Below are 19,904 nucleotides of genomic sequence, written 5' to 3'. Positions count from 1 at the left end.
TCAGAAATACCCCACGGGGGTCCGGGGGTGTGAAACCCCCGGCTCGGGGCCCAGCAACCGGGATGCCGTATGTTCCAGAAAATCCTGATCGCCAATCGCGGCGAGATCGCCTGCCGCGTCATCGACACCGCCCGCAGGCTGGGGGTACGCACGGTCGCGGTCTATTCCGATGCCGACCGTGGCAGCCGCCATGTCGCGCTGGCCGATGAGGCCGTCCATATCGGCGGCCCCGCGCCCCGCGACAGCTACCTGCGCGGCAACGCGATCATTCGCGCGGCGCTTGATACCGGCGCGCAGGCGATCCATCCGGGCTACGGTTTTCTGAGCGAGAATCCGGATTTCGTCGATGCCGTCACCGTAGCGGGTCTGATCTTCATCGGCCCCTCGGCGCAAGCGATCCGCCAGATGGGCCTCAAGGACGCCGCCAAGGTGCTGATGCAGCAGGCGGGCGTCCCCGTCGTTCCGGGCTATCACGGCGCCAATCAGGACCCGGATCATCTCGCCCATCAGGCGGATCAAATCGGCTACCCGGTGCTGATCAAGGCCGTCGCGGGCGGTGGTGGCAAGGGCATGCGGCTGGTGGAGGACCCCGTCGATTTTTCCACCGCCCTGCAATCCGCGCAGGGCGAAGCCGCTACCGCCTTCGGTAACCCCTCGGTCCTGATCGAGAAATACATCCAGCAGCCCCGCCATATCGAGGTGCAGGTCTTTGGCGACGGCCGACGCGCGGTCCACCTCTTCGAACGCGACTGCTCGCTTCAACGCCGCCACCAGAAGGTGATCGAGGAAGCCCCGGCCCCTGGCATGACCGATGACATGCGCGCCACCATGGGTGCTGCGGCGGTCCGTGCCGCCGAGGCGATAAATTACGCGGGCGCAGGCACCATCGAATTCATCGTCGATGGCCGCGACGGTCTTCGCCCCGACGGTTTCTGGTTCATGGAGATGAACACCCGCCTTCAGGTCGAACATCCGGTGACCGAACTGATCACCGGCGTGGATCTGGTCGAATGGCAGCTGCGCGTGGCCTCGGGTGAACCGCTGCCCGCATCGCAGGCGCAACTCTCGATCAAGGGCCATGCCTTCGAGGCACGGCTCTACGCCGAGGATGTGCCGGCAGGCTTCCTGCCGGCGACGGGTACGCTGGCACATCTGCATTTCCCCGCTCAGGCCCGCATCGAGTCTGGCGTCCGCCCCGGCGACCAGATCAGCCCGTGGTATGACCCGATGATCGCCAAGGTCGTCACGCATGGTGCCACCCGCGCCATCGCCCTGCGCGCATTGGAGGCGGCGCTTTGCGACACCGAGGTTGCGGGCTCGGTCACCAATCTGGACTTCCTGATCGCGCTGACCCGGCACGAGGGCTTTGGCAAGGGCGAGGTGGATACCGGCCTGATCGCCCGCGACCTGACCGCGCTGGTCAAGGCCGCCGAGCCGGATCCGGGGACGCGGGCGCTTGCGGTGCTTGGCCTTGCCGGGCTGGACGATCCGATGATCCGGGGCGGGATCACCCTGTGGCAACCCCTGCGCCGCACCATTGCGTGGGATGGGGGAGAGGCGGTGCTGGAGGTTCTTGGTCCCGGCGCGGCCCGCGTCACGCTGGACGGCACCACGCATGAGATCGGATATGAGGGCGGACGCTGGTGGGTGGATGGCCGGCCTCGACGGGCGCGGATCGTGTCCCATGCGGCGGGAACCAGCGTCTTTGGCGGGCGCTCGCTGACGCTGACCCCGCTGGATCCACTGGCGCGCGGCGGGGCCGAGACCGGGGGAGGGCTGACGCTCTCGCCCATGCCGGGGCTGGTCAAGGCGGTGTTCGTGACCGCCGGACAGCAGGTCGCGGCGGGTGATCGACTGGCGATCCTTGAGGCAATGAAGATGGAACACAGCCTGACAGCCGGGCGCGACGGCCATGTGGCCGAGGTGCTGGTGCAGGCGGGCGATCAGGTCGAGGCAGGTGCCCCGCTGGTCCGACTGGAGGAAGAAAGTGACTGACCTGACCCTGTGGCATGTGCCGCTGTCACGCTCGATGCGGGCGCTGTGGCTGCTGCATGAGATCGGCTGCGATTTCCGGGTAGAGGCGCTGGATTTCTTCGACGGCTCGATGCGCCAGCCGCCCTATGTGGGAATCCACCCGGTCGGGCGGGTCCCGGCGCTGCAGGACGGCCCCGTCACCTTGCACGAATCCGGCGCGATCACCGAATGGCTGTGCGAGACCCGCGCGCCGCATCTTGCCCGCGCGCCGGGTGCGTCGGACCGCGCCGCATGGCTGGACTGGCTGCATTTCGGCGAAACCCTTGGTCAGCATCTGGCCAACCTGACCCAGCACCACATCATGCTGCGCGAGGACTGGCAGCGCTCACCCACGGTGATGAAGCTGGAGGCCGCGCGGCTGTCTCGCGCTTTGGGGCTGGTTGAAGCAGCGCTGAAGGATCGCGACTGGCTGCTGGGGGAATTCTCGGGTGTCGATTGCCAGATCGGCTATTCGGTTTGGCTTGCCGCCCGTTTCGTGCGCTTCAGCGCACGCCCGGCGCTTGCCGCCTATGCCGCTCGCTGCGCTGCACGGCCAGCTTTTCAGGCGGCATTTCCGGCGCCCGGAACGCCCCTGATCTATACCCGAGAATTCTACGAGATTCCCGATGCAACGCGCTGAAATTTTTGAGATGGGCCCGCGCGACGGGCTGCAGAATGAAAGACGCCTGATCCCGGCGGCGAACAAAATCGCGCTGGTCGATCTGCTGTCCCGCGCAGGCTTTCGCCGGATCGAGGTGACCAGCTTCGTCTCTCCGAAATGGGTCCCGCAGATGGGTGACGCGGCCGAGGTCATGGCGGGGATCACCCGTGCCCCCGGCGTCAGCTATGCAGTGCTGACCCCGAACATGAAGGGCTATGAGGGCGCGCGTGCTGCGCGTGCGGATGAGGTCGCGATCTTTGCCTCGGCCTCGGAAGGGTTCAGCAAAGCCAACCTGAACGCGACCATCGCTGAAAGTCTGGAGCGCTTCGCCCCGGTGGCACAGGCGGCGCAAGCCGATGGCATTCCGGTCCGGGGCTATGTCAGCGTGGTGACGGATTGTCCCTATGATGGGCCGACGCCGCCCGGCAATGTCGCCCGCGTCGCAAGCGCTTTGCGCGATATTGGTTGCTATGAGGTCAGCCTTGGCGACACGATCGGACAAGGCCGTCCCGAAACCATCGACGCCATGCTGTCGGCGGTGCTGGATGAGTTGCCCGCCGAAAAGCTGGCGGGGCATTACCACGACACGGCGGGCCGGGCGCTGCAGAATATCGACGCAAGCCTTGCGCGCGGGTTGCGGGTCTTTGACGCCGCCGTCGGCGGGCTTGGCGGCTGTCCCTATGCGCCGGGTGCCAAGGGCAATGTCGCGACCGAAGCCGTGGCCGCGCATCTGGCGGCGCTGGGCTATGACACCGGACTGGACATGGCCGTGATCGAACAGGCTGCGGATATGGCCCGCGCCCTGCGAGGAGGGGAATGATGGAAACAATCCGCATCGACACCGACGCGCGCGGCGTGGCGACGCTGTGGCTGGCACGGCCTGACAAGCACAATGCCCTGTCGGCGCAGATGATCCGCGAATTGACCGAAGCCGCGCAGATCCTTGGCACCGATCCCGCCGTGCGCGTGGTGGTGCTGGCGGCCGAGGGTAAGACATTCTGCGCGGGCGGGGATCTGGGCTGGATGCAGGACCAGATGGCTGCGGATTCGGACACGCGCCGTTCAGGGGCGCGGGAACTTGCGATGATGCTGAACGCGCTGAACACCTTGCCCAAGCCCCTGATCGGGCGGGTCCAAGGCAATGCCTTTGGCGGGGGCGTCGGCATGATCTCGGTCTGCGATGTGGCCGTAGCGGTCCCGCAGGCCCGCTTTGCCCTGACCGAGACGCGGCTGGGTCTGATCCCCGCGACCATCGGCCCCTATGTGCTGGCGCGGCTGGGTGAGGGCAAGGCGCGGCGCGTTTTCATGTCGGGGCGCGCCTTTGACGCCGAAGAGGCGACGCGGCTGGACCTGATTGCAGGGGTTGTCGCGCTTGATGCGCTGGACGGGGCGATTGAGGCCGAAATCGCCCCCTACCTGTCCTGCGCACCCGGCGCGGTGGCGGCGGCGAAACGCCTTGCGCGCAGCCTTGGTCCGCGTATCGACGCGGATGTGATCGACAGCACCATCGATGCGCTGGTTGCTGTATGGGAGGGGGACGAGGCGCAGCAAGGCATCAACGCCTTCTTTGCTAAGGCAAAACCGGCATGGCAAAGCTAGCCATGCGCTAGGCGCAAGGCTGGCCTGTCCGGGGGCGCACTGACAGGGAAAGGGGCGATCTGTTATCGCAAACCTACCCCTCCCCTCAAAGTCCCGGAATGTGACGCCATGCCGCCCCAGCCGCACCTGAAACTTGCCATCCTTGCTCTTGGGCTGGGATCCTTCGCCATTGGCACCTCGGAATTCGCCGCAATGGGGCTTTTGCCTTGGTATGCCAGCGATCTGGGCATTACCGAGCCGCAAGCGGGCCATGTCATCAGCGCCTATGCGCTGGGCGTGGTCGTCGGCGCGCCGATCACCTCGATCCTGGGGGCCAGGCTGCCACGCCGGCGTTATCTGGCGGGGCTGATCGCGGTTTACGGCGTGATGAACCTGCTGGCAGCGGTGCTGCCGGGCTATGGCACGCTGGTCTTCACACGCTTTCTGGCCGGTCTGCCGCATGGCGGCTATCTGGGCGTCGCCATGCTGTTTGCCGCCGATGCCCTGCCGCGCGAGCAGCGCGCCAAGGGCGTGACACAGGTGCTGCTGGGCCTGACCATCGCCAATATCGCCGGGGTTCCGCTGGCGGGGGTGCTGGGGCAGGGCTTGGGCTGGCGCTGGGGCTTTGCGCTGCCGGGCGTTCTGGCGCTGATCGCGGGCTGGCTGATCCTGCGCCTGGCACCGCGTGTCGGTGCACCGGCCAAGGCCAATCCGCTGGGCGAATTGAAAGCGCTGAAGAACCCTGCCGTGATCCTGACCCTGCTGGTCGGCGCGGTCGGTTGTGGCGGCGTCTTTGCGGTCTATTCCTTCCTGTCGGCAGCGATGCTGGCGACGACCAATCCGCCGTCATGGGCGGTCGCGGCGCTGCTTTCGGCCTTTGGCGTCGGCATGACGATCGGCAGCATCGGCGCGGCAAGGCTGACGATCCGGCTGGGCGAGTTCCGCGCGGCCTTTGTCCTGATGGTTTTCATGGCGCTGACGCAGGGTATCGCCTCGTTGGCGGTGGGGAACTGGGTGCTGATGATCGCATCGTCCTTCATCATCGGGGTCGGGGCCTCGATGGCGGTGCCGTTGCAGACGCGCCTGATGGAGGTCGCCGGAGAGGCGCAATCCATGGCCGCCGCAATGAACCATGCCGCCTTCAACGCCGCGAATGCACTGGGCCCTTGGCTGGCGGGCATGGCGCTGGCCGCAGGCTGGGGCTGGCGTTCCTCGGGGCTGGTCGGCGTCGGGCTGTCGCTGGCGGGTCTGGTGGTTCTGGCAATCGCCTGGTGGCAGGCGCGGGCCTCAGGGCAGCCGCTCGAGGATTACCCGGCGCGAGCCTGAGGCGAATTCCCGCCGGATCGAGATGGCCAGCACCGCCATCGTGGCGATGAACAGCCAGAGCGGTCCGGCCAGCCATCCCAAGGCGCCCAACGAGAAATAGACGCAGCGCAGCCCGGAATTGAAGCTTTTGGCGGCGGTGATGTTGATCTCGGCCGCTTGCAGGGCGCGGGGCAGCGCATGGGGGTCGTCCGGTTTGTTCGGGACGGCGGCCATCATGATCGCGCAATAGCCGAACAGCCGATGCGACCAGATGAAGCGCAGCAGGGCATTGGCGACGAAAAACAGCGCCACGACGATCTTGATTTCCCATTTCAGCGCCGGGACATGCTCCATGTCGAATTGCCGCGCGACGCCGGCCAGCTGCTCGGTATTGCCGATCAGCGCCAGCCCGCCGCCAATGCCGATCAGGCAGGCCGAGGCGAAAAAGGCCGTTCCCTCGCGCAGCGAGGCGAGAATATTGCCGTCAAAGATCCGCGGCTCGCGCGTCACGAATTGCCGCATCCATTCGCGGCGGTATTCCTTCATCAGCACGGAAACCGACGGGTAGTGCTTGGGCGGGTGCTCGGTGAACCAGCCGACCGCGTACCAGGTGACGAAAAGCCATGCCACCGCGGCCAGATCGGCTGCGGTAAAGGGACCAGAGATCAGGGCGCTGCTGCTTTCCATGCCGCCAGACTAGCCGCGCCGTTCGGCGGTTGCCAGAGCATTGCCGCAGGTCTATCCAGTCAATGTTACCATTGCGTTGGAGGGGGCAAATGGCGGCAATCCCGAACAGGAACAGGGCGCGCATCTGATGCAGATGCCCCAGCCCGATCCGCGCGTCATTGCACGCCGCGAGGCTATCGCCGCGCGGCTGCGTCAGGTCGTGCCCGGCGCGGTCATCGACGACCCGGCCGAGACGCGCGCCTATGAATGCGATGCGCTGTCGGCCTATCGCTGCCCGCCCTTGGCGGTGGTGCTGCCCACCACGACCGAGGAAGTCGCAGCCGTCCTGCGCATCTGCCATGACATGGGGGTGCCGGTCGTCCCGCGCGGTGCGGGGACCAGCTTGGCGGGTGGCTCGATGCCGACGGCAGATGCCGTGGTCGTCGGGTTGTCGCGCATGAGCGCGGTGCTGGAGACCAGCCTTGAGGACCGTTTCATCCGCGTGCAGGCCGGGCGGACGAACCTGTCCGTATCCGGCGCGGTGGACGCTTCGGGCTTCTTTTACGCGCCCGACCCCTCCAGCCAATTGGCCTGCGCCATCGGCGGCAATATCGGGATGAACTCCGGCGGGGCGCATTGTCTGAAATACGGCGTCACCACCAACAATCTGCTGGGTGTGACCGTGGTCCTGATGGACGGTTCCGTCATCGAGTTGGGGGGGCCGATGGGTGAGGCACCGGGCTTGGATCTGCTGGGCGTCGTCTGCGGGTCCGAGGGTCAGCTTGGCATCGTGACCGAGGCGACGTTGCGTATCCTGCCCAAACCCGCAGGCGCGCGTCCCGTGCTGGTGGCCTTTGACGCCTCGGAAACCGCCGGGGCCTGCGTCGCTGCCATTATCCGCGCTGGCGTGTTGCCCGTCGCCATCGAATTCATGGACCGCCCCTGCATCCGCGCCACCGAGGAATTCGCCCATGCCGGCTACCCCGATTGCGAGGCGCTGCTGATCATCGAGGTCGAGGGCACGCCCCCCGAGATCGACGAACAGCTGCGCCTGATCGGGGATATTGCGGCGCGCTTTTCCCCGATCGAGTTCCGCGAAAGCAAATCCGAGGACGAATCCCGCCGCATCTGGCTGGGCCGGAAATCGGCCTTTGGCGCGATGGGGCAGATCAACGACTACATGTGTCTGGACGGCACCATCCCTGTCAGCGCGCTGCCCGAGGTTCTGGCCGGAATCGCGCGTCTGTCGGCGGAATTCGGGCTGGACGTGGCCAATGTCTTCCACGCGGGCGACGGCAACATGCATCCGCTGATCCTGTACAATGCCAACCAGCCCGGCGATCTGGAACGCTGCGAGGCACTGGGGGCCGAAATCCTGAAGCTGTGCGTTCAGGTCGGCGGCTGCCTGACCGGCGAACATGGCGTCGGCGTCGAAAAGCGCGAGCTGATGACGACCCAGTTCACCGATATCGACCTTGAGGCGCAGATGCGGGTCAAGGATGTCTTCGACCCGCATTGGCTGCTGAATGCGGCCAAGGTCTTTCCGCTGGCCGTCTCGGCCCCCCGTCGCGAGGGCATCCGCAATGCGGCCTGAAACCGAGGACGATCTGTCCCAGCTGATCCGTTCTGCCAGCGCGCCCCTGTCGCCGATCGGTGGCGGGACGCGGCTCAATCCCGGCGAGGGGCAGGGCGAGCGGCTGAATGTCTCGGGCCTGCGCGGGGTGGTGCTTTATGAGCCCGCCGCGCTGACGCTGGTGGTGCGTGCGGGCACGCCCTTGGCCGAGGTGCAGGCGGCGCTGGCTGCCGAGGGCCAGATGCTGGCCTTTGAGCCCGATGCCCGTCCCCGCTCGACCATCGGGGGCGTGGTCGCGGCCAATGCCTCGGGTCCGCGCCGGGTGCAAGCGGGGGCCTGCCGCGATGCGCTGTTGGGCGTGCGCTATGTCAACGGGCAGGGCGAGATCGTCAAGAATGGCGGGCGGGTGATGAAAAACGTCACCGGCTACGATCTGGTCAAGCTGATGGCCGGATCGCGGGGGCGTCTGGGCGTGCTGACCGAGGTGGCACTGAAAACCGCGCCGATCCCGCCTTGCGTGGCCACTTTGGCCTTGCCGGGCTTGGATGCGGCGGGATCGGTCGCCGCACTGACCACCGCGCTGACCGGGCCATACGATGTCTCGGGCGCGGCATGGTTTCCGGGGCAGGGCGCGCTGATCCGTATCGAGGGGCTGGAAGGTTCCGTCGCCATCCGTCGCCGCGCCTTGACTGAAAAACTGGCGGGTTTTGGCGAAGTGGCCGAGGGCGATGGCGCAAGCTGGTCCCGCATGGTTCCCACCGCCCCCGAGGGCGATCTATGGCGCATCATCTGCCGCCCGTCCGAGGCGCCCGTGCTGTTGGCGACCCTGCCACAACCCTTGGCGGTCGACTGGGGTGGCAGCCTGATCTGGGTGGCCCTGCCTGCGGGCGAGGTGCCCGCGTTGCCGAAATGGTCGGGCCATGCGATCCGCGTCAGCGGGGCCGCGGCCCTGACCCTGCCTTTGCCCGACCCGGTGGTCGCGCGCCTCAATGCCAGCCTGAGCGAGCGGTTTGACCCTCGCCGGATTTTTGCCAGCTAGGGTTCCATGCAGACGAATTTCACCGAAGAGCAGCTCAAGGACCCGCTGGTCGCGCGTTCGAACAAGATCCTGCGCGCCTGTGTCCATTGCGGCTTCTGCACGGCGACCTGTCCCACTTACCAAGTGCTGGGCGACGAACTCGACAGCCCGAGGGGCCGCATCTACCTGATCAAGGACATGCTGGAAAACGGGCGCGATGCGGATGAAAAGACCGTCAAGCATCTGGACCGCTGCCTGAGTTGCCTTAGCTGCATGACCACCTGCCCCTCGGGCGTGGACTACATGCATCTGATCGACCATGCCCGCATCCATGTCGAAAAGACCTATCGCCGCCCGTGGCGGGATCGCGCCCTGCGCTGGATGCTGGCGAAAGTGCTGCCCTATCAGGGGCGTTTCCGGCTGGCGCTGCTGGGTGCCAAGATCGCGCGGCCATTCGCCGGTCTGATGCCCGATCCGCGTCTGCGGGCGATGCTGGCGATGGCGCCGAAACAGTTCCCGCCGGTCAGCCGCAACGATCAGGGGCAGGTCTTCGCGCCCACTGGCGCGAGGCGGGCGCGGGTGGCCCTGATGCCCGGCTGTGCGCAAAGGGCGCTGAACACCGATATCAACGACGCGACCATCCGTTTGCTGCGTCGTGCGGGCTGCGAGGTGGTGATCCCCGAGGCCTTCGGTTGCTGCGGCGCGCTGACCCATCACATGGGCCGCGAAGAGGACGCGCTGCATTCCGCCCGCGCCACTATTCGCGGCTTCCTCGCGGCGGGGGAGTTGGACGCGATCATCATCAACACCTCGGGTTGCGGCACCACGGTCAAGGATTACGGCAAGATCTTCGCAGGCGATCCGATGCAGCCCGAGGCCGAGCGTGTGGCACGGCTGGCGCGTGACGTGACCGAGTTTCTGGACGCGCATGGTCTGCCCGAAGGCAAGACCGATGCGCTGCGCGTCGCCTATCACTCGGCCTGTTCGCTGCAGCATGGCCAACAGATCAAGACCACGCCCAAGACGCTGCTGACAAAGGCAGGTTTCAACGTGGTTGAGCCGGAAAACCCGCATCTGTGCTGCGGATCGGCAGGGACCTACAACCTGCTGCAGCCGGAACTGTCGGGGGAACTCAAGCGCCGCAAGGTCGCAACGCTTGAGGCGACATCGCCGCAGGTGATCGCGGCGGGCAATATCGGCTGCATGATGCAGATCGGATCGGGGACTGGCGTGCCGGTCGTCCATACGGTCGAGTTGCTGGATTGGGCCACGGGCGGACCAAAGCCCCGCGCTTTGGCCGAGGCTTGAAACGGGGCCCGCGCATTCCTAGCTAAGTCTTGTCGGAGGGCCCAAGGGCGCCGACGGACCTGCCCGCCCGCATAGGGGGGCAAGCCTTTGTATCGCTTGAAGAAGGATGCGAAAATGCGCAACTTTGATCTGACCCCGCTTTATCGTGCCTCGGTCGGTTTTGACCGCATGGCTGACGTCATGGACCGTGCCCTGTCGGCCGATATCGCGAGCTATCCCCCCTATAATATCGAGAAGACCGGCGAGAATGCCTATCGCATCTCGATCGCTGTTGCAGGCTTTGGTGCCGATGACCTGAATGTCGAGGTCAAGGACGGCGCGGTGATCGTCTCGGGCCGGAAATCCGCCGAGGATGAAGGCCGGACCTTCCTGCATCGTGGCATCGCGACCCGCGCCTTTGAGCGCCGCTTCACCTTGGCCGATCATGTCCGCGTCGATGGCGCGAGCCATGAGGACGGGATGCTGAACATCGACCTGATCCGCGAGATCCCCGAAGCGCTGAAACCGCGCCGGATCGAGATCGCGAAGACGCTGAAGGCGGTCGAGAAGCTGGACTCCTGATCCCGGCTTGGCGGCGGGGGCCTTGCCCCCGTTCGGCTTTGGAAAAAGTCCCCCGGACCTTTTCCGGCCAAGCCTCACCCTCTAGGATATTTGTGGAACGGTGAAATCAAGGCGTTGCATCCCGGATGCAGCGCCTTTTGTCGTTTCAGAACTTGCGGCGGGCGCGCAGGGCGGCGGTGATGGTGCCGTCGTCGAGATAGTCGAGTTCGCCCCCGATCGGGACACCTTGGGCAAGCCCGGTGATGGTGACGCCGGTCACGGCCAGGCTGTCGGCGATGTAATGCGCGGTGGTCTGGCCCTCGACCGTGGCCGAGAGCGCAAGGATGACCTCGGAGACATGTTCGTCCGCGATGCGGGCGATAAGTTGCGGGATGCGCAGGTCGTCCGGGCCGATTTCATCCAATGCCGACAGGCTGCCGCCCAGAACATGGTAGCGGCCCTTGAAGGCGCGGCCGCGTTCCAACGCCCATAGATCGGCGACCTCGGTCACCACGCAGATCTCGCCGGTGGCGCGGGCGGGGTCGGTGCAGATCGGGCAGAGGTCGGATTGGGTGATATTGCCGCAGGCCACGCATTCGCGGGCGCTTTCGGCGACATTGGCCATGAGGCTGGCCAGCTGCGCCATTTGACCCGCGCGCTTGCGGATCAGGTGCAGGACGACGCGGCGCGCCGAGCGGGGGCCAAGCCCCGGCAGGCGCGCCATCGTCGTGATCAGCGTCTCGATGTCGTCGCCGGGGCCAGTGGCCATGTCAGAAGGGCATCTTCATGTCGGCGGGCAGGCCCAGTTCGCGGGTCAGGCGGGCCATTTCCTCGGCTGCCTTGTCGGTGGCGCGGCGCTGCGCGTCCTTGATCGCGGCAAGGATCAGGTCCTCGACCACTTCCTTGTCTTCCGAACGGAAGATCGACGGGTCGATGTCGAGACCGGTCAGCTCGCCCTTGGCGGTGGCCGTGGCCTTGACCAGACCGCCGCCGGCCTCGCCGGTGACGGTCAGGCGGGTCAGCCCGTCCTGCATCTCGGTCATCTTGGTTTGCATCTGCTGCGCGGCTTCCATCATCTTTGACAGATCGCCCATATCGCCCAGGCCTTTGAACATGTCTTATTCCTCGTCCTCGAAAGGGTCCCATTCCTCGACCTCGGCTACCGGGCCTTCGGTCAGGTCATGGGGGGATTTATCCTCGCCAGCGGGGTTTTCAACCGGGGGCGGGGTGGGAACCGGGCGGATTGCGGTGATTTTTGCAGTCGGGAAGGTCGCGAAGATCGCCTGAACCGTCGGGTTCTCCATGGCGCGGAGGCGGGCTGCGACCTCGCGTGCGGCGCGCTGTTCGCTGATCGTGGGCTGGCCACCATCGGAAACCACCGTCACCGCCCAGCGTTGCCCGCCGGTCCAGCCGCGCAGACGCTCGGCCAGACGCTGGGGGAAGTCGCGCGGGGCATTGTCGGTCGGCTGGAACTCGATCCGGCCGGGCGAGTAGCGGACAAGGCGCAGATGATCCTCGACATCCAGCAGCAGCTTCATGTCGCGCATCCGGCGGATGAGTTCGATGACGGATTCGAAATCCGGGAAGGCCGCCATCGCATCGGGTGAAACCGCAATGGCCAGCGCGCCGCCATCGGGGCGGGCGGCGATGGGCGCGCGGGGGGCGGCCATGCGCGGGGCGTCGGCTGGACGCTGCGCGGGGGCCGAGGGCGCGCGGCTGAATTCGCCCGCTGCGGCCGAGGCTTGAACCTTGCGGATCAGCGCCTCGGGGTCGGGCAGGTCGGCGACATGAGTAAGGCGGATGATCGCCATTTCGGCGGCCATCATCGCGTTCGGGGCTTGACCCACCTCTTCCAGCGCTTTCAGCAGCATCTGCCACAGACGGGTCAGGGCGCGCATCGGGATGCGGGTGGCGATGTCCTGACCGCGGGCGCGCTCATCGGGGCCGATGGTCGGGTCGTCGATCGCCTCGGGGGTGATTTTGACGATCGAGATCCAATGGGTGATCTCGGCCAGATCGCGCAGCACCGCCATGGGGTCGGCGCCGTCGGCATATTGCGCCTGCAGTTCAGCCAGCGCCTCGGCGGCGGCACCGCGCAGGATCATGTCGAAGAGGTCGAGGACGCGGCCACGGTCGGCCAGACCCAGCATGGCGCGGACCTGCGGGGCGGTGGTTTCGCCCGCGCCGTGGCTGATCGCCTGATCCAGAAGGCTGGTCGCGTCACGCGCAGACCCTTCCGCCGCGCGGGTGATCAGTGCCAGCGCGTCATCGGTGATTTCCGCGCTTTCCGCCGAGGCGATGCGGCGCAGCAGCGCGATCATCACCTCGGGTTCGATCCGGCGCAAATCGAAGCGCTGGCAGCGCGACAGCACCGTGACCGGAACCTTGCGGATTTCGGTGGTGGCGAAGATGAATTTCACATGCGGCGGCGGTTCCTCAAGCGTCTTCAAGAGCGCGTTGAAGGCGCTGGTCGACAGCATGTGGACTTCGTCGATGATGTAGATCTTGTAGCGGGCCGAGGCCGCCCGGTAATGCACGCTTTCGATGATCTCGCGGATGTCGTTGACCCCGGTCCGGGATGCCGCGTCCATTTCAAGCACGTCGACATGGCGTCCCTCAGAGATCGCCACGCAATGTTCGCAGGTGCCGCAGGGCTCGGTCGTGGGGCCGCCATTGCCATCGGGGCCGGTGCAGTTCAGCCCCTTGGCGATGATCCGGGCGGTCGTGGTTTTCCCGGTGCCGCGAATGCCGGTCATGATGAAGGCCTGCGCGATGCGCGAGGCCTCAAAGGCGTTCCTGAGCGTCCGCACCATCGCGTCCTGACCCACGAGGTCGGCGAAGGTTTCAGGGCGGTATTTCCGCGCCAGAACTTGATAGGTCTTTTCGCTTTCGCTCATGGTCCGCCTTTTCTCTGCCGCGATACATTAGACGCGGGTCGACAGGGCGGCAACCTTTGCGCGGGGTCAGGAATGGGTATTTGGCAAACGGAGAATTGACCGGGTGCCTGTATCGCAGGGGCGCAAAGGGCGGCATGATCAGGGCATGAAGCGTCGTTCCCTGATCCTCGCCGCCACCGCCCTGCTGGCCGCGCCGCGTCTGGCGCGGGCGACGGCCGTCGGGCTGTTGCAGGACGCCGGGACCATGCAGCCGCTGCGCGCCATTGCCATCTGGCGTGATGGCGAGGAAGTCGCGGCGCAGGGTTATCGCGGCTATGGACCAGACCAGCCGACCAATATCAAGTCTGCCTCGAAATCGGTGATCTCGGCGTTGGCGGGGGTCGCGATTGCGAGGGGTGTTTTTTCCGGTCCGGACCAGCGGGTGGATGAGGTGCTGGCGCGCGACCTGCCGTCAGAGCCCGATCCGCGGATGGCGTCGCTGACGCTGGGCCATCTGCTGTCGATGCAGGCGGGATTGCAGCGCCAGTCGGGTCCGAATTACGGGCGCTGGGTCAGCAGCCCGAACTGGGTACGCGCGGCGCTTTCCGCCCCGTTCGAGACCGCGCCGGGCGGAAGGATGCAATATTCCACCGCATCGAGCCATCTGGTCTCGGCCATGCTGACCAGGGCCGGGGGCAAGTCCACCTTGGGGCTGGCGCGGGACTGGCTGAAGATTCCCGGCTTTGCCATTACGGCATGGGAGCGTGATCCGCAGGGGATCTATCTGGGCGGCAACCAGATGGCGATGTCGACGCGCAGCCTGATGGCCTTTGGCGCGGCCTATGCGCAGGGCGGGCAGGGGGTGATTCCGGCGACCTGGATCGAGGCAAGCTGGCAGCCGCGCACGCGATCGATCTTCAGCGGCGAGCAATACGGCTATGGCTGGTTCATCAGCCGGATCGGCGGACGCGAGGTGCGCTATGGCTGGGGCTATGGCGGGCAGATGATCTATGTCTTTCCGGGGGCCGTGCCGGTGGCGATCGCCATGACCTCGGACCCGGACCAGCCTTCGGCGCGCACGGGCTACCGGACGGAATTGCATGCGCTGGCAGGCGATCTGGTGCAAAGCCTGTGAGCGGGCGTTGACCCGGGCTGCGGCGCAGCATATCTGCGCCTCATGGCACGCGCACCCCTTTTGCAACTCACCGATATTTCGCTGACCTTCGGCGGCAATCCCGTCTTTGACGGTCTGAACATGACCGTCCAGCAGGGCGACCGGCTGGCGCTGGTTGGCCGCAACGGCTCGGGTAAGTCCACGCTGATGAAGGTCATGGCCGGTCTGGTCGAGCCTGATAGCGGTCAGGTCGTCACGCCCGCCGGCGTCAAGGTCGGCTATATGGAGCAGGACCCCGACCTGTCGGGCTATGCGACCTTGGGCGATTTCGCCCGCGCGGGCCTGCATGACGGCGAGGATTACCGCGTCGAAATGGCAGCCGAGGGGCTGAAATTCGACCCCGACCGTGCCGTAACCACCGCCTCGGGTGGTGAGCGTCGCCGTGCGGCGCTGGCCCGGCTGCTGGCCGAAGCGCCGGAGCTGATGTTGCTGGACGAGCCGACCAACCATCTGGACATCGAAGCGATCGGCTGGCTGGAAGAGCAGCTTTCCACGACCAAGGCCGGTTTCGTCCTGATCAGCCACGACCGCGCCTTCCTGCGCGCGCTAACCCGCGCGACGCTGTGGATCGACCGCAGCGAGGTCCGCCGTCAGGAACGCGGCTTCGAGCATTTCGAGGATTGGCGCGAGACGGTCTGGGCCGCCGAGGACGACGCCCGCCACAAGCTGGACCGCAAGATCAAGGCCGAGGCGCGCTGGGCCGTCGAAGGCATCAGCGCCCGTCGCAAGCGCAACCAAGGCCGCGTCCGTGCGCTGGCGGCGCTGCGCGACGAACGCGCCGGCCAGATCCGCCGTCAGGGCACCGCCTTGATGGAACTGGAATCCGGCCAGCAATCGGGCAAGCGCGTGATCGACGCCAAGGGCATTTCCAAGGCCTTCGGTGATCGCACCATCCTGAAGCCTTTCGACCTGCGCGTGCTGCGCGGCGACCGTGTGGCCTTTGTCGGTCCGAATGGCGCGGGCAAGACCACGCTGATCAAGATGCTGACCGGCGAGATCGCCCCGGATGAGGGTGAGATCAAGCTGGGCACCAATCTGGATATCGCCATCTTTGATCAGGCCCGCAGCGCCATTGATGAGACGGTCAGCCTGTGGGATGCGCTGACCGGAGACCCCGAGATGCGGGTTTCGGGACGCGCGGATCAGGTCATGGTGCGCGGCAATCCCAAGCATGTCGTGGCCTATCTGAAGGACTTCCTGTTCGACGAGGCGCAGGCTCGTGCGCCCGTGGGCAGCCTCTCGGGCGGCGAAAAGGCGCGGCTGCTGCTGGCGCGGATCATGGCACGGCCCTCGAACCTGCTGGTGCTGGACGAACCGACCAACGATCTGGACGTGGAAACGCTGGACCTGCTGCAGGATATCCTTGGCGAATATGACGGGACCGTGCTGCTGGTCAGCCACGACCGTGATTTCATCGACCGCGTGGCCACCACCACCGTCGCGATGGAGGGTGACGGCCGCGCCGTGATCTATCCGGGCGGTTGGTCGGATTACCGCGCGCAACGCCCTGAGGACAGCCCCGCATCCGAGGTGACGAAAACGGTCGCGGCTGCTCCGGCGAAACCCGATACCAAGCCGCAAGTCTCGAAATCTGGCCTGAGCTTCACCGAGAAGAAGCGGCTGGAATCGCTGCCCGGCGTCATGGAGCGGCTGGAGGCCGAGATCGGCAAGTTGAACGAATTCCTGGCCCAGCCCGACCTGTTCTCGACCGCGCCGGCGAAGTTCGCCAAGGCCAGCGAAGGTCTGGCCGAACGGCAGGCAGCGTTGGTTGCGGCCGAGGAGGAATGGCTGGAACTGGCCGAAAAGGACGCGGTCTAAGGCGGCTTAGATTGCGAAATCCGTCGCGGATACCTTAGGCCAAGGGGGCAGATGGTGACCGTCGGTCCTGCGGTAATGCCCCTTCAGGAACTGGAGGTCGCTTTTCTGGTCATCGATCGCGACGCGGTAGCGGACCGCGTCGTTCCTGATGAAAAGATTCGCGATTGAGGCGATGACATTGGCCAGTTTCAGCATGCGCTTGATCTTCAGCGGTTCGCCGTAATCATCGCCGAAGGTCTTCCTGTCGAGTTCGACGCCTGAAAGCTGCGTGCGCTTCAAGGAAATTGATAACGTCCTCAGCCCGTTCCAGTGAGTGGCGAAACTCGTGATTGCCTCGCAAGACAGCGCGGGCTGACTTCAGTTTTGCTCTCGTGGGGAATTATTCCTGGTTCGCGAAAATCGAACGCTGAACCGAAGCCCACCGGGGCTGAGTTAGATCCTGTCCCGCGAACAGGGGGCAAGTCGCTTTCCGTCAAAATGGCTAACGCGCCCTCGAAAAATGGACGGGTTGAAACCCGGTCCGCCCGCCCTGACCGGAAACGACCTGCCCAAAAAGTGCAGCCCGGGAAAAGCCGGGATCGGGTTAACATCATCCTTGTTTGATTGAGGTGATGGCATGAAATCCGCTCAATCTCTCGGGGCTGCGCAGGCGGCGCGGCTGATCTCTCTGCCCGAGAAGATCTCTGCGCCCAATCCCCTGAAGGAGGCGCTGCTGGAGCCAATCCGAGAGCGCAACGCCTTTCTGGACTATATCTTCTACGATCTGGGAACCCTGAATCACGATGAGGTCGCGCAACTGGCACCGGGCTATGCGCGGGAAGGGGCGATCCTGCTGGTCCAGCCCTCGGGACGGGGCGGGCTGAGGCTTTGGCAGGATTTCGATGCGTTCCGGGCCGAAGCGCATCGCGGCATGGCCGATTGCATCGCGGTCGCGGGTGTCGGCTCGTCGGCCTTGGGCACGGCGGCTTTCGCGCGCAATGTCGCGGATGCGATTGACGGGCCGGTGCTGGGCGTCGTTTCTGGCTATGGGCTGGCGGACCTGTTTTCCGAGTCCTTGGGCGGGTTCTTCTGGTTCGGCTGGGTCAACGCGGTCCGCCACGCCTTTGAGCCGCTGGATGCTGCGACACGGATGATGCCGTCCTCGCTTGAGGTGCCGAATGGGCAGATCAGCATGGCGATCCGGCGCAGCCTGGACGTCAAGACGCTGCTGTCGCTGCTGGGGATGATCGACGTCTCACTGCTGGTCGGCCATTCCAAGGGCAATCTGGTGATTTCCGAGGCCTTGTTCGCGCTGCTCCAGCATGATCCGGCTCGGGCCGGGGCATTGGCCCAAAACGGGCGGATCGTGACCTTCAGTGCCAAGATCGCCATGCCCAAGCCATGGACGCAGGTCATCGACGTGATGGGCGAACTTGACGGCTTCGGGCTGATGAACTCGCGGCCGATGATCGGAACGGACCGGCGGGTGAAAAGCGCCTGGCATCACACGAATACCGAGCTGCTGTTCCACCTGCCGGTCACGCAGGTCTTGCGAGAGCTGCTGTGATCAGCTTGCCTTGGTCGCGCCCTTGACCACGTTCAGCTCGCGCCCGAAACGCGAAACCAGTTCCCAGCGCACGCGGTCGCGCTGACCGGTCTGGACCCAGGGCCAGCAGGTGAAGGTATAGGTATCGCCGGTCATCGCGCTAAGCGTCAGGGTCGGTGCGGGATCGTCCAGAACGTCGGGATGATCGTCCATGACCTGACGCAGCAACGTCTCGGATTCCTCAAGGCTGTGCTTCGAGGCATCGACCTCGACTTCCAGTGACAGGCGACGGGTATCGGCCCCGGTCGAGTTGACGATCACGTCCTCCCAGATCTTGTTGTTCGGCACGATGACCTTGCGGTTCTCGGCGGTGCTGAGATGGTCGAGAACAACGAGACCTTCTCGACCTCGCCCGAGACTCCGGCTGCCTCGATCTCGTCCCCGGCATCGAAGGGGCGCAGGAACAGGATCAGCAGACCGCTGGCGAAATTGCTGATCGTGTCCTGCAGCGCAAAGGCCAGAATGAAACCGGCGGCACCCAGACCGGCCAGGATCGGCGTCATGTTGGTCCCGATCCATGACAGCCCGATCAGGAAGCCGACCAACCCGCCCAGACGCGCGATCCAGAGGCGCAGGAAGTGGCGCATCAACTTCGAGGTGAAGCGGGTCCGTTTCAGCGCCATGTTCACGATCAGACTGATCAGCCACCCCCCCGCGACGCCAATCACGGTCCATAGCAGCAGCGTACCCAGACGACGGGCCAGCCGCTGGCCGCCATCCTCGGCATTGGCCCAGACTTTCAGCGTCAGCAGCGCCGAGCGCAGGTTGGTCGTGTCGACCTGAACGCCGCCGACCTCTTTGACATAGGTGCGGTAATCGGCGGTATCCTCGGGCGCGCCGCCCTTATTCTCATAGGCGTCCATGACCTCGCGGAAGCGGTCCGAGATCGCGGTGCGCGTCTCGCGCAGCTTACCGACCTTTTCGGCCATGGCCTCCTGTTCGGGGGTCAGGACGGGCTTGGCTCCTTCCTCGGGCTTGGGCTTGTCGGCATTCGCCTTTTCGATCTCGGCGTTCAGGTTGAAGGATTCCAGCTCGGCCGCGGACAAGTCGGCCACCGCGCCTTGCAGCAACTTCAGCCAGCCCGACATTTCGGTCTTGAGCTCGGTTTTCGTCAGCGGCTGCATCAGGAAGCCCAGCTCATCTGACGAGACCATCGGATTGCCGGTCGTCACCGGGTCGGGCTTGGGATCGGATGCCGCCAGCAGTTCCTTGACCGCTGTTTTCACATCCTCTTGCGACACCTTGGGAGGCTCGCCCCCACCGCCCGGACTAAGCACCTGCGCGCTGGCCGGGCTGAGTTGGATAAGCGCCATGAACAGCGCGAGGAAGATCACGCTGACCGCAGCCCGGATGGGGTGCGGGGTGGCGGATTTCCGGGATAAGGCAGGGGTGATGGCGGCAGTGGGCATTGGCAGATGCACAGCTTTTCTCCTTGCGGCGATCGCTTGGTGTCGGCGCGGCAGGCTATCACAGGGCAGGCGATGTGGGCAGGGCGATATGTGCGTTATGTCGTCGCGGGGTGTCGACGGGCACAAAACAGGAAAGCGCACCCGTTGGATGCGCCTTTTCCCGTCAGCTTTCGGAAGTCTTGGCTCCGGCGGTAGGGATCGAACCTACGACCAATTGATTAACAGTCAACTGCTCTACCGCTGAGCTACGCCGGAACAAGTGCCAATCGAATGGCTGCGGTTTGTGTTGGCTCCGGCGGTAGGGATCGAACCTACGACCAATTGATTAACAGTCAACTGCTCTACCGCTGAGCTACGCCGGAACACGAGGGGGTGTATAG

19 protein-coding genes and 2 tRNA genes are annotated in these 19,904 nt (G+C 65.5%); 12 read left to right on the top strand and 9 right to left on the bottom strand.

All coding sequences use genetic code 11. The features are described 5' to 3' along the window. Positions 1–69 precede the first annotated feature (69 nt). The 5 genes from IB235_RS07635 (at position 70) to IB235_RS07615 (ending at position 5,578) form a co-directional block, all read left to right on the top strand. On the top strand, positions 70–1,995 hold the full coding sequence (locus IB235_RS07635) for an acetyl/propionyl/methylcrotonyl-CoA carboxylase subunit alpha (RefSeq protein ID WP_192336267.1): 1,926 nt from the start codon (positions 70–72) through the stop codon (positions 1,993–1,995). Beyond that, the gene (locus tag IB235_RS07630; protein ID WP_192336266.1) at positions 1,988–2,653 is read left to right on the top strand and encodes a glutathione S-transferase; all 666 of its coding nucleotides are present in this window, start codon (positions 1,988–1,990) and stop codon (positions 2,651–2,653) included. The genes IB235_RS07635 and IB235_RS07630 overlap by 8 nt, the downstream gene beginning before the upstream one ends. After that, the gene (locus IB235_RS07625) at positions 2,640–3,494 is read left to right on the top strand and encodes a hydroxymethylglutaryl-CoA lyase (protein WP_192336265.1); all 855 of its coding nucleotides are present in this window, start codon (positions 2,640–2,642) and stop codon (positions 3,492–3,494) included. The genes IB235_RS07630 and IB235_RS07625 overlap by 14 nt, the downstream gene beginning before the upstream one ends. After that, the gene (locus IB235_RS07620) at positions 3,491–4,273 is read left to right on the top strand and encodes a crotonase/enoyl-CoA hydratase family protein (RefSeq protein ID WP_192336264.1); all 783 of its coding nucleotides are present in this window, start codon (positions 3,491–3,493) and stop codon (positions 4,271–4,273) included. Before IB235_RS07625 ends, IB235_RS07620 begins: the two co-directional genes overlap by 4 nt. Positions 4,274–4,381: 108 nt before the next feature. Next, positions 4,382–5,578, top strand: a complete 1,197-nt coding sequence (locus IB235_RS07615) for an MFS transporter (RefSeq protein ID WP_155039527.1) — start codon at positions 4,382–4,384, stop codon at positions 5,576–5,578. Here the strand turns inward: IB235_RS07615 and IB235_RS07610 are convergent. Further along, positions 5,540–6,244: a DUF599 domain-containing protein gene (locus IB235_RS07610; RefSeq protein ID WP_155039526.1), complete on the bottom strand. Its 705-nt coding sequence runs from the start codon at positions 6,242–6,244 to the stop codon at positions 5,540–5,542. The two genes, IB235_RS07615 and IB235_RS07610, sit on opposite strands and share 39 nt — an antisense overlap. A 127-nt stretch (positions 6,245–6,371) precedes the next feature. Between IB235_RS07610 and IB235_RS07605 the strand changes: the two genes are divergently transcribed. The 4 genes from IB235_RS07605 to IB235_RS07590 all read left to right on the top strand — a co-directional run bounded on the left by IB235_RS07605 (position 6,372) and on the right by IB235_RS07590 (position 10,683). Beyond that, positions 6,372–7,817 (top strand): FAD-linked oxidase C-terminal domain-containing protein, encoded by a 1,446-nt coding sequence (locus IB235_RS07605; protein WP_192336263.1) that lies wholly within the window; start codon positions 6,372–6,374, stop codon positions 7,815–7,817. After that, on the top strand, positions 7,807–8,835 hold the full coding sequence (locus tag IB235_RS07600; RefSeq protein WP_192336262.1) for an FAD-binding protein: 1,029 nt from the start codon (positions 7,807–7,809) through the stop codon (positions 8,833–8,835). Before IB235_RS07605 ends, IB235_RS07600 begins: the two co-directional genes overlap by 11 nt. Before the next feature lie 6 nt (positions 8,836–8,841). Then, positions 8,842–10,122 carry a glycolate oxidase subunit GlcF gene (gene glcF, locus IB235_RS07595; protein ID WP_192336261.1) on the top strand — a complete coding sequence of 427 codons (1,281 nt, stop codon included), beginning with the start codon at positions 8,842–8,844 and terminating at the stop codon, positions 10,120–10,122. A gap of 114 nt (positions 10,123–10,236) precedes the next feature. Continuing rightward, the gene (locus IB235_RS07590) at positions 10,237–10,683 is read left to right on the top strand and encodes an Hsp20 family protein (RefSeq protein WP_192336260.1); all 447 of its coding nucleotides are present in this window, start codon (positions 10,237–10,239) and stop codon (positions 10,681–10,683) included. A 145-nt stretch (positions 10,684–10,828) separates the two neighbouring features. Here IB235_RS07590 and recR read toward each other — a convergent pair whose 3' ends face one another. Genes recR through IB235_RS07575 form a run of 3 tightly spaced genes read right to left on the bottom strand, consistent with a single transcriptional unit; the run spans position 10,829 to position 13,559 of the window. Then, positions 10,829–11,431, bottom strand: a complete 603-nt coding sequence (gene recR, locus IB235_RS07585; protein ID WP_155039521.1) for a recombination mediator RecR — start codon at positions 11,429–11,431, stop codon at positions 10,829–10,831. Between the two features lies 1 nt (position 11,432). Next, positions 11,433–11,777 carry a YbaB/EbfC family nucleoid-associated protein gene (locus IB235_RS07580; RefSeq protein WP_155039520.1) on the bottom strand — a complete coding sequence of 115 codons (345 nt, stop codon included), beginning with the start codon at positions 11,775–11,777 and terminating at the stop codon, positions 11,433–11,435. Between the two features lie 3 nt (positions 11,778–11,780). After that, a complete protein-coding gene (locus tag IB235_RS07575; protein ID WP_192336259.1) occupies positions 11,781–13,559 on the bottom strand; it encodes a DNA polymerase III subunit gamma/tau in 1,779 nt (592 codons plus the stop codon). Between the two features lie 145 nt (positions 13,560–13,704). On the opposite strand from IB235_RS07575, the gene IB235_RS07570 reads away from it, so the two are divergent. After that, positions 13,705–14,673, top strand: coding sequence for a serine hydrolase (locus IB235_RS07570; RefSeq protein WP_192336258.1), 969 nt, complete (start codon positions 13,705–13,707; stop codon positions 14,671–14,673). Positions 14,674–14,715: 42 nt separating this feature from the next. Continuing rightward, positions 14,716–16,530 carry an ABC-F family ATP-binding cassette domain-containing protein gene (locus IB235_RS07565; protein ID WP_192336257.1) on the top strand — a complete coding sequence of 605 codons (1,815 nt, stop codon included), beginning with the start codon at positions 14,716–14,718 and terminating at the stop codon, positions 16,528–16,530. A gap of 6 nt (positions 16,531–16,536) precedes the next feature. Here the strand turns inward: IB235_RS07565 and IB235_RS07560 are convergent, their stop codons facing one another. Next, entirely contained in the window at positions 16,537–16,809 is a 273-nt protein-coding gene (locus IB235_RS07560; RefSeq protein ID WP_192336256.1) for a hypothetical protein, read from the bottom strand. A 337-nt stretch (positions 16,810–17,146) separates the two neighbouring features. Between IB235_RS07560 and IB235_RS07555 the strand changes: the two genes are divergently transcribed. Continuing rightward, a complete protein-coding gene (locus tag IB235_RS07555; protein WP_192336255.1) occupies positions 17,147–18,076 on the top strand; it encodes a hypothetical protein in 930 nt (309 codons plus the stop codon). Here the strand turns inward: IB235_RS07555 and IB235_RS25805 are convergent, their stop codons facing one another. From IB235_RS25805 to IB235_RS07535, 4 genes are all read right to left on the bottom strand, one after another. Beyond that, positions 18,077–18,403, bottom strand: coding sequence for a mechanosensitive ion channel domain-containing protein (locus IB235_RS25805; protein WP_192336254.1), 327 nt, complete (start codon positions 18,401–18,403; stop codon positions 18,077–18,079). It abuts the gene before it with no gap. Further along, positions 18,373–19,536 (bottom strand): mechanosensitive ion channel domain-containing protein, encoded by a 1,164-nt coding sequence (locus IB235_RS25800; protein ID WP_192336253.1) that lies wholly within the window; start codon positions 19,534–19,536, stop codon positions 18,373–18,375. Before IB235_RS25800 ends, IB235_RS25805 begins: the two co-directional genes overlap by 31 nt. A gap of 168 nt (positions 19,537–19,704) precedes the next feature. Continuing rightward, positions 19,705–19,779: transfer RNA gene (locus IB235_RS07540), tRNA-Asn, on the bottom strand. 32 nt (positions 19,780–19,811) lie between these two features. Beyond that, positions 19,812–19,886 (bottom strand) — tRNA-Asn (locus IB235_RS07535). Positions 19,887–19,904 lie beyond the last annotated feature (18 nt).

The sequence above is a fragment of the Paracoccus sp. PAR01 genome (assembly GCF_014851995.1).
Lineage (GTDB): Bacteria > Pseudomonadota > Alphaproteobacteria > Rhodobacterales > Rhodobacteraceae > Paracoccus > Paracoccus litorisediminis.
Note: the sequence above shows the minus strand (reverse complement) of the source record. Positions and strands in the feature narration are given on the sequence as shown.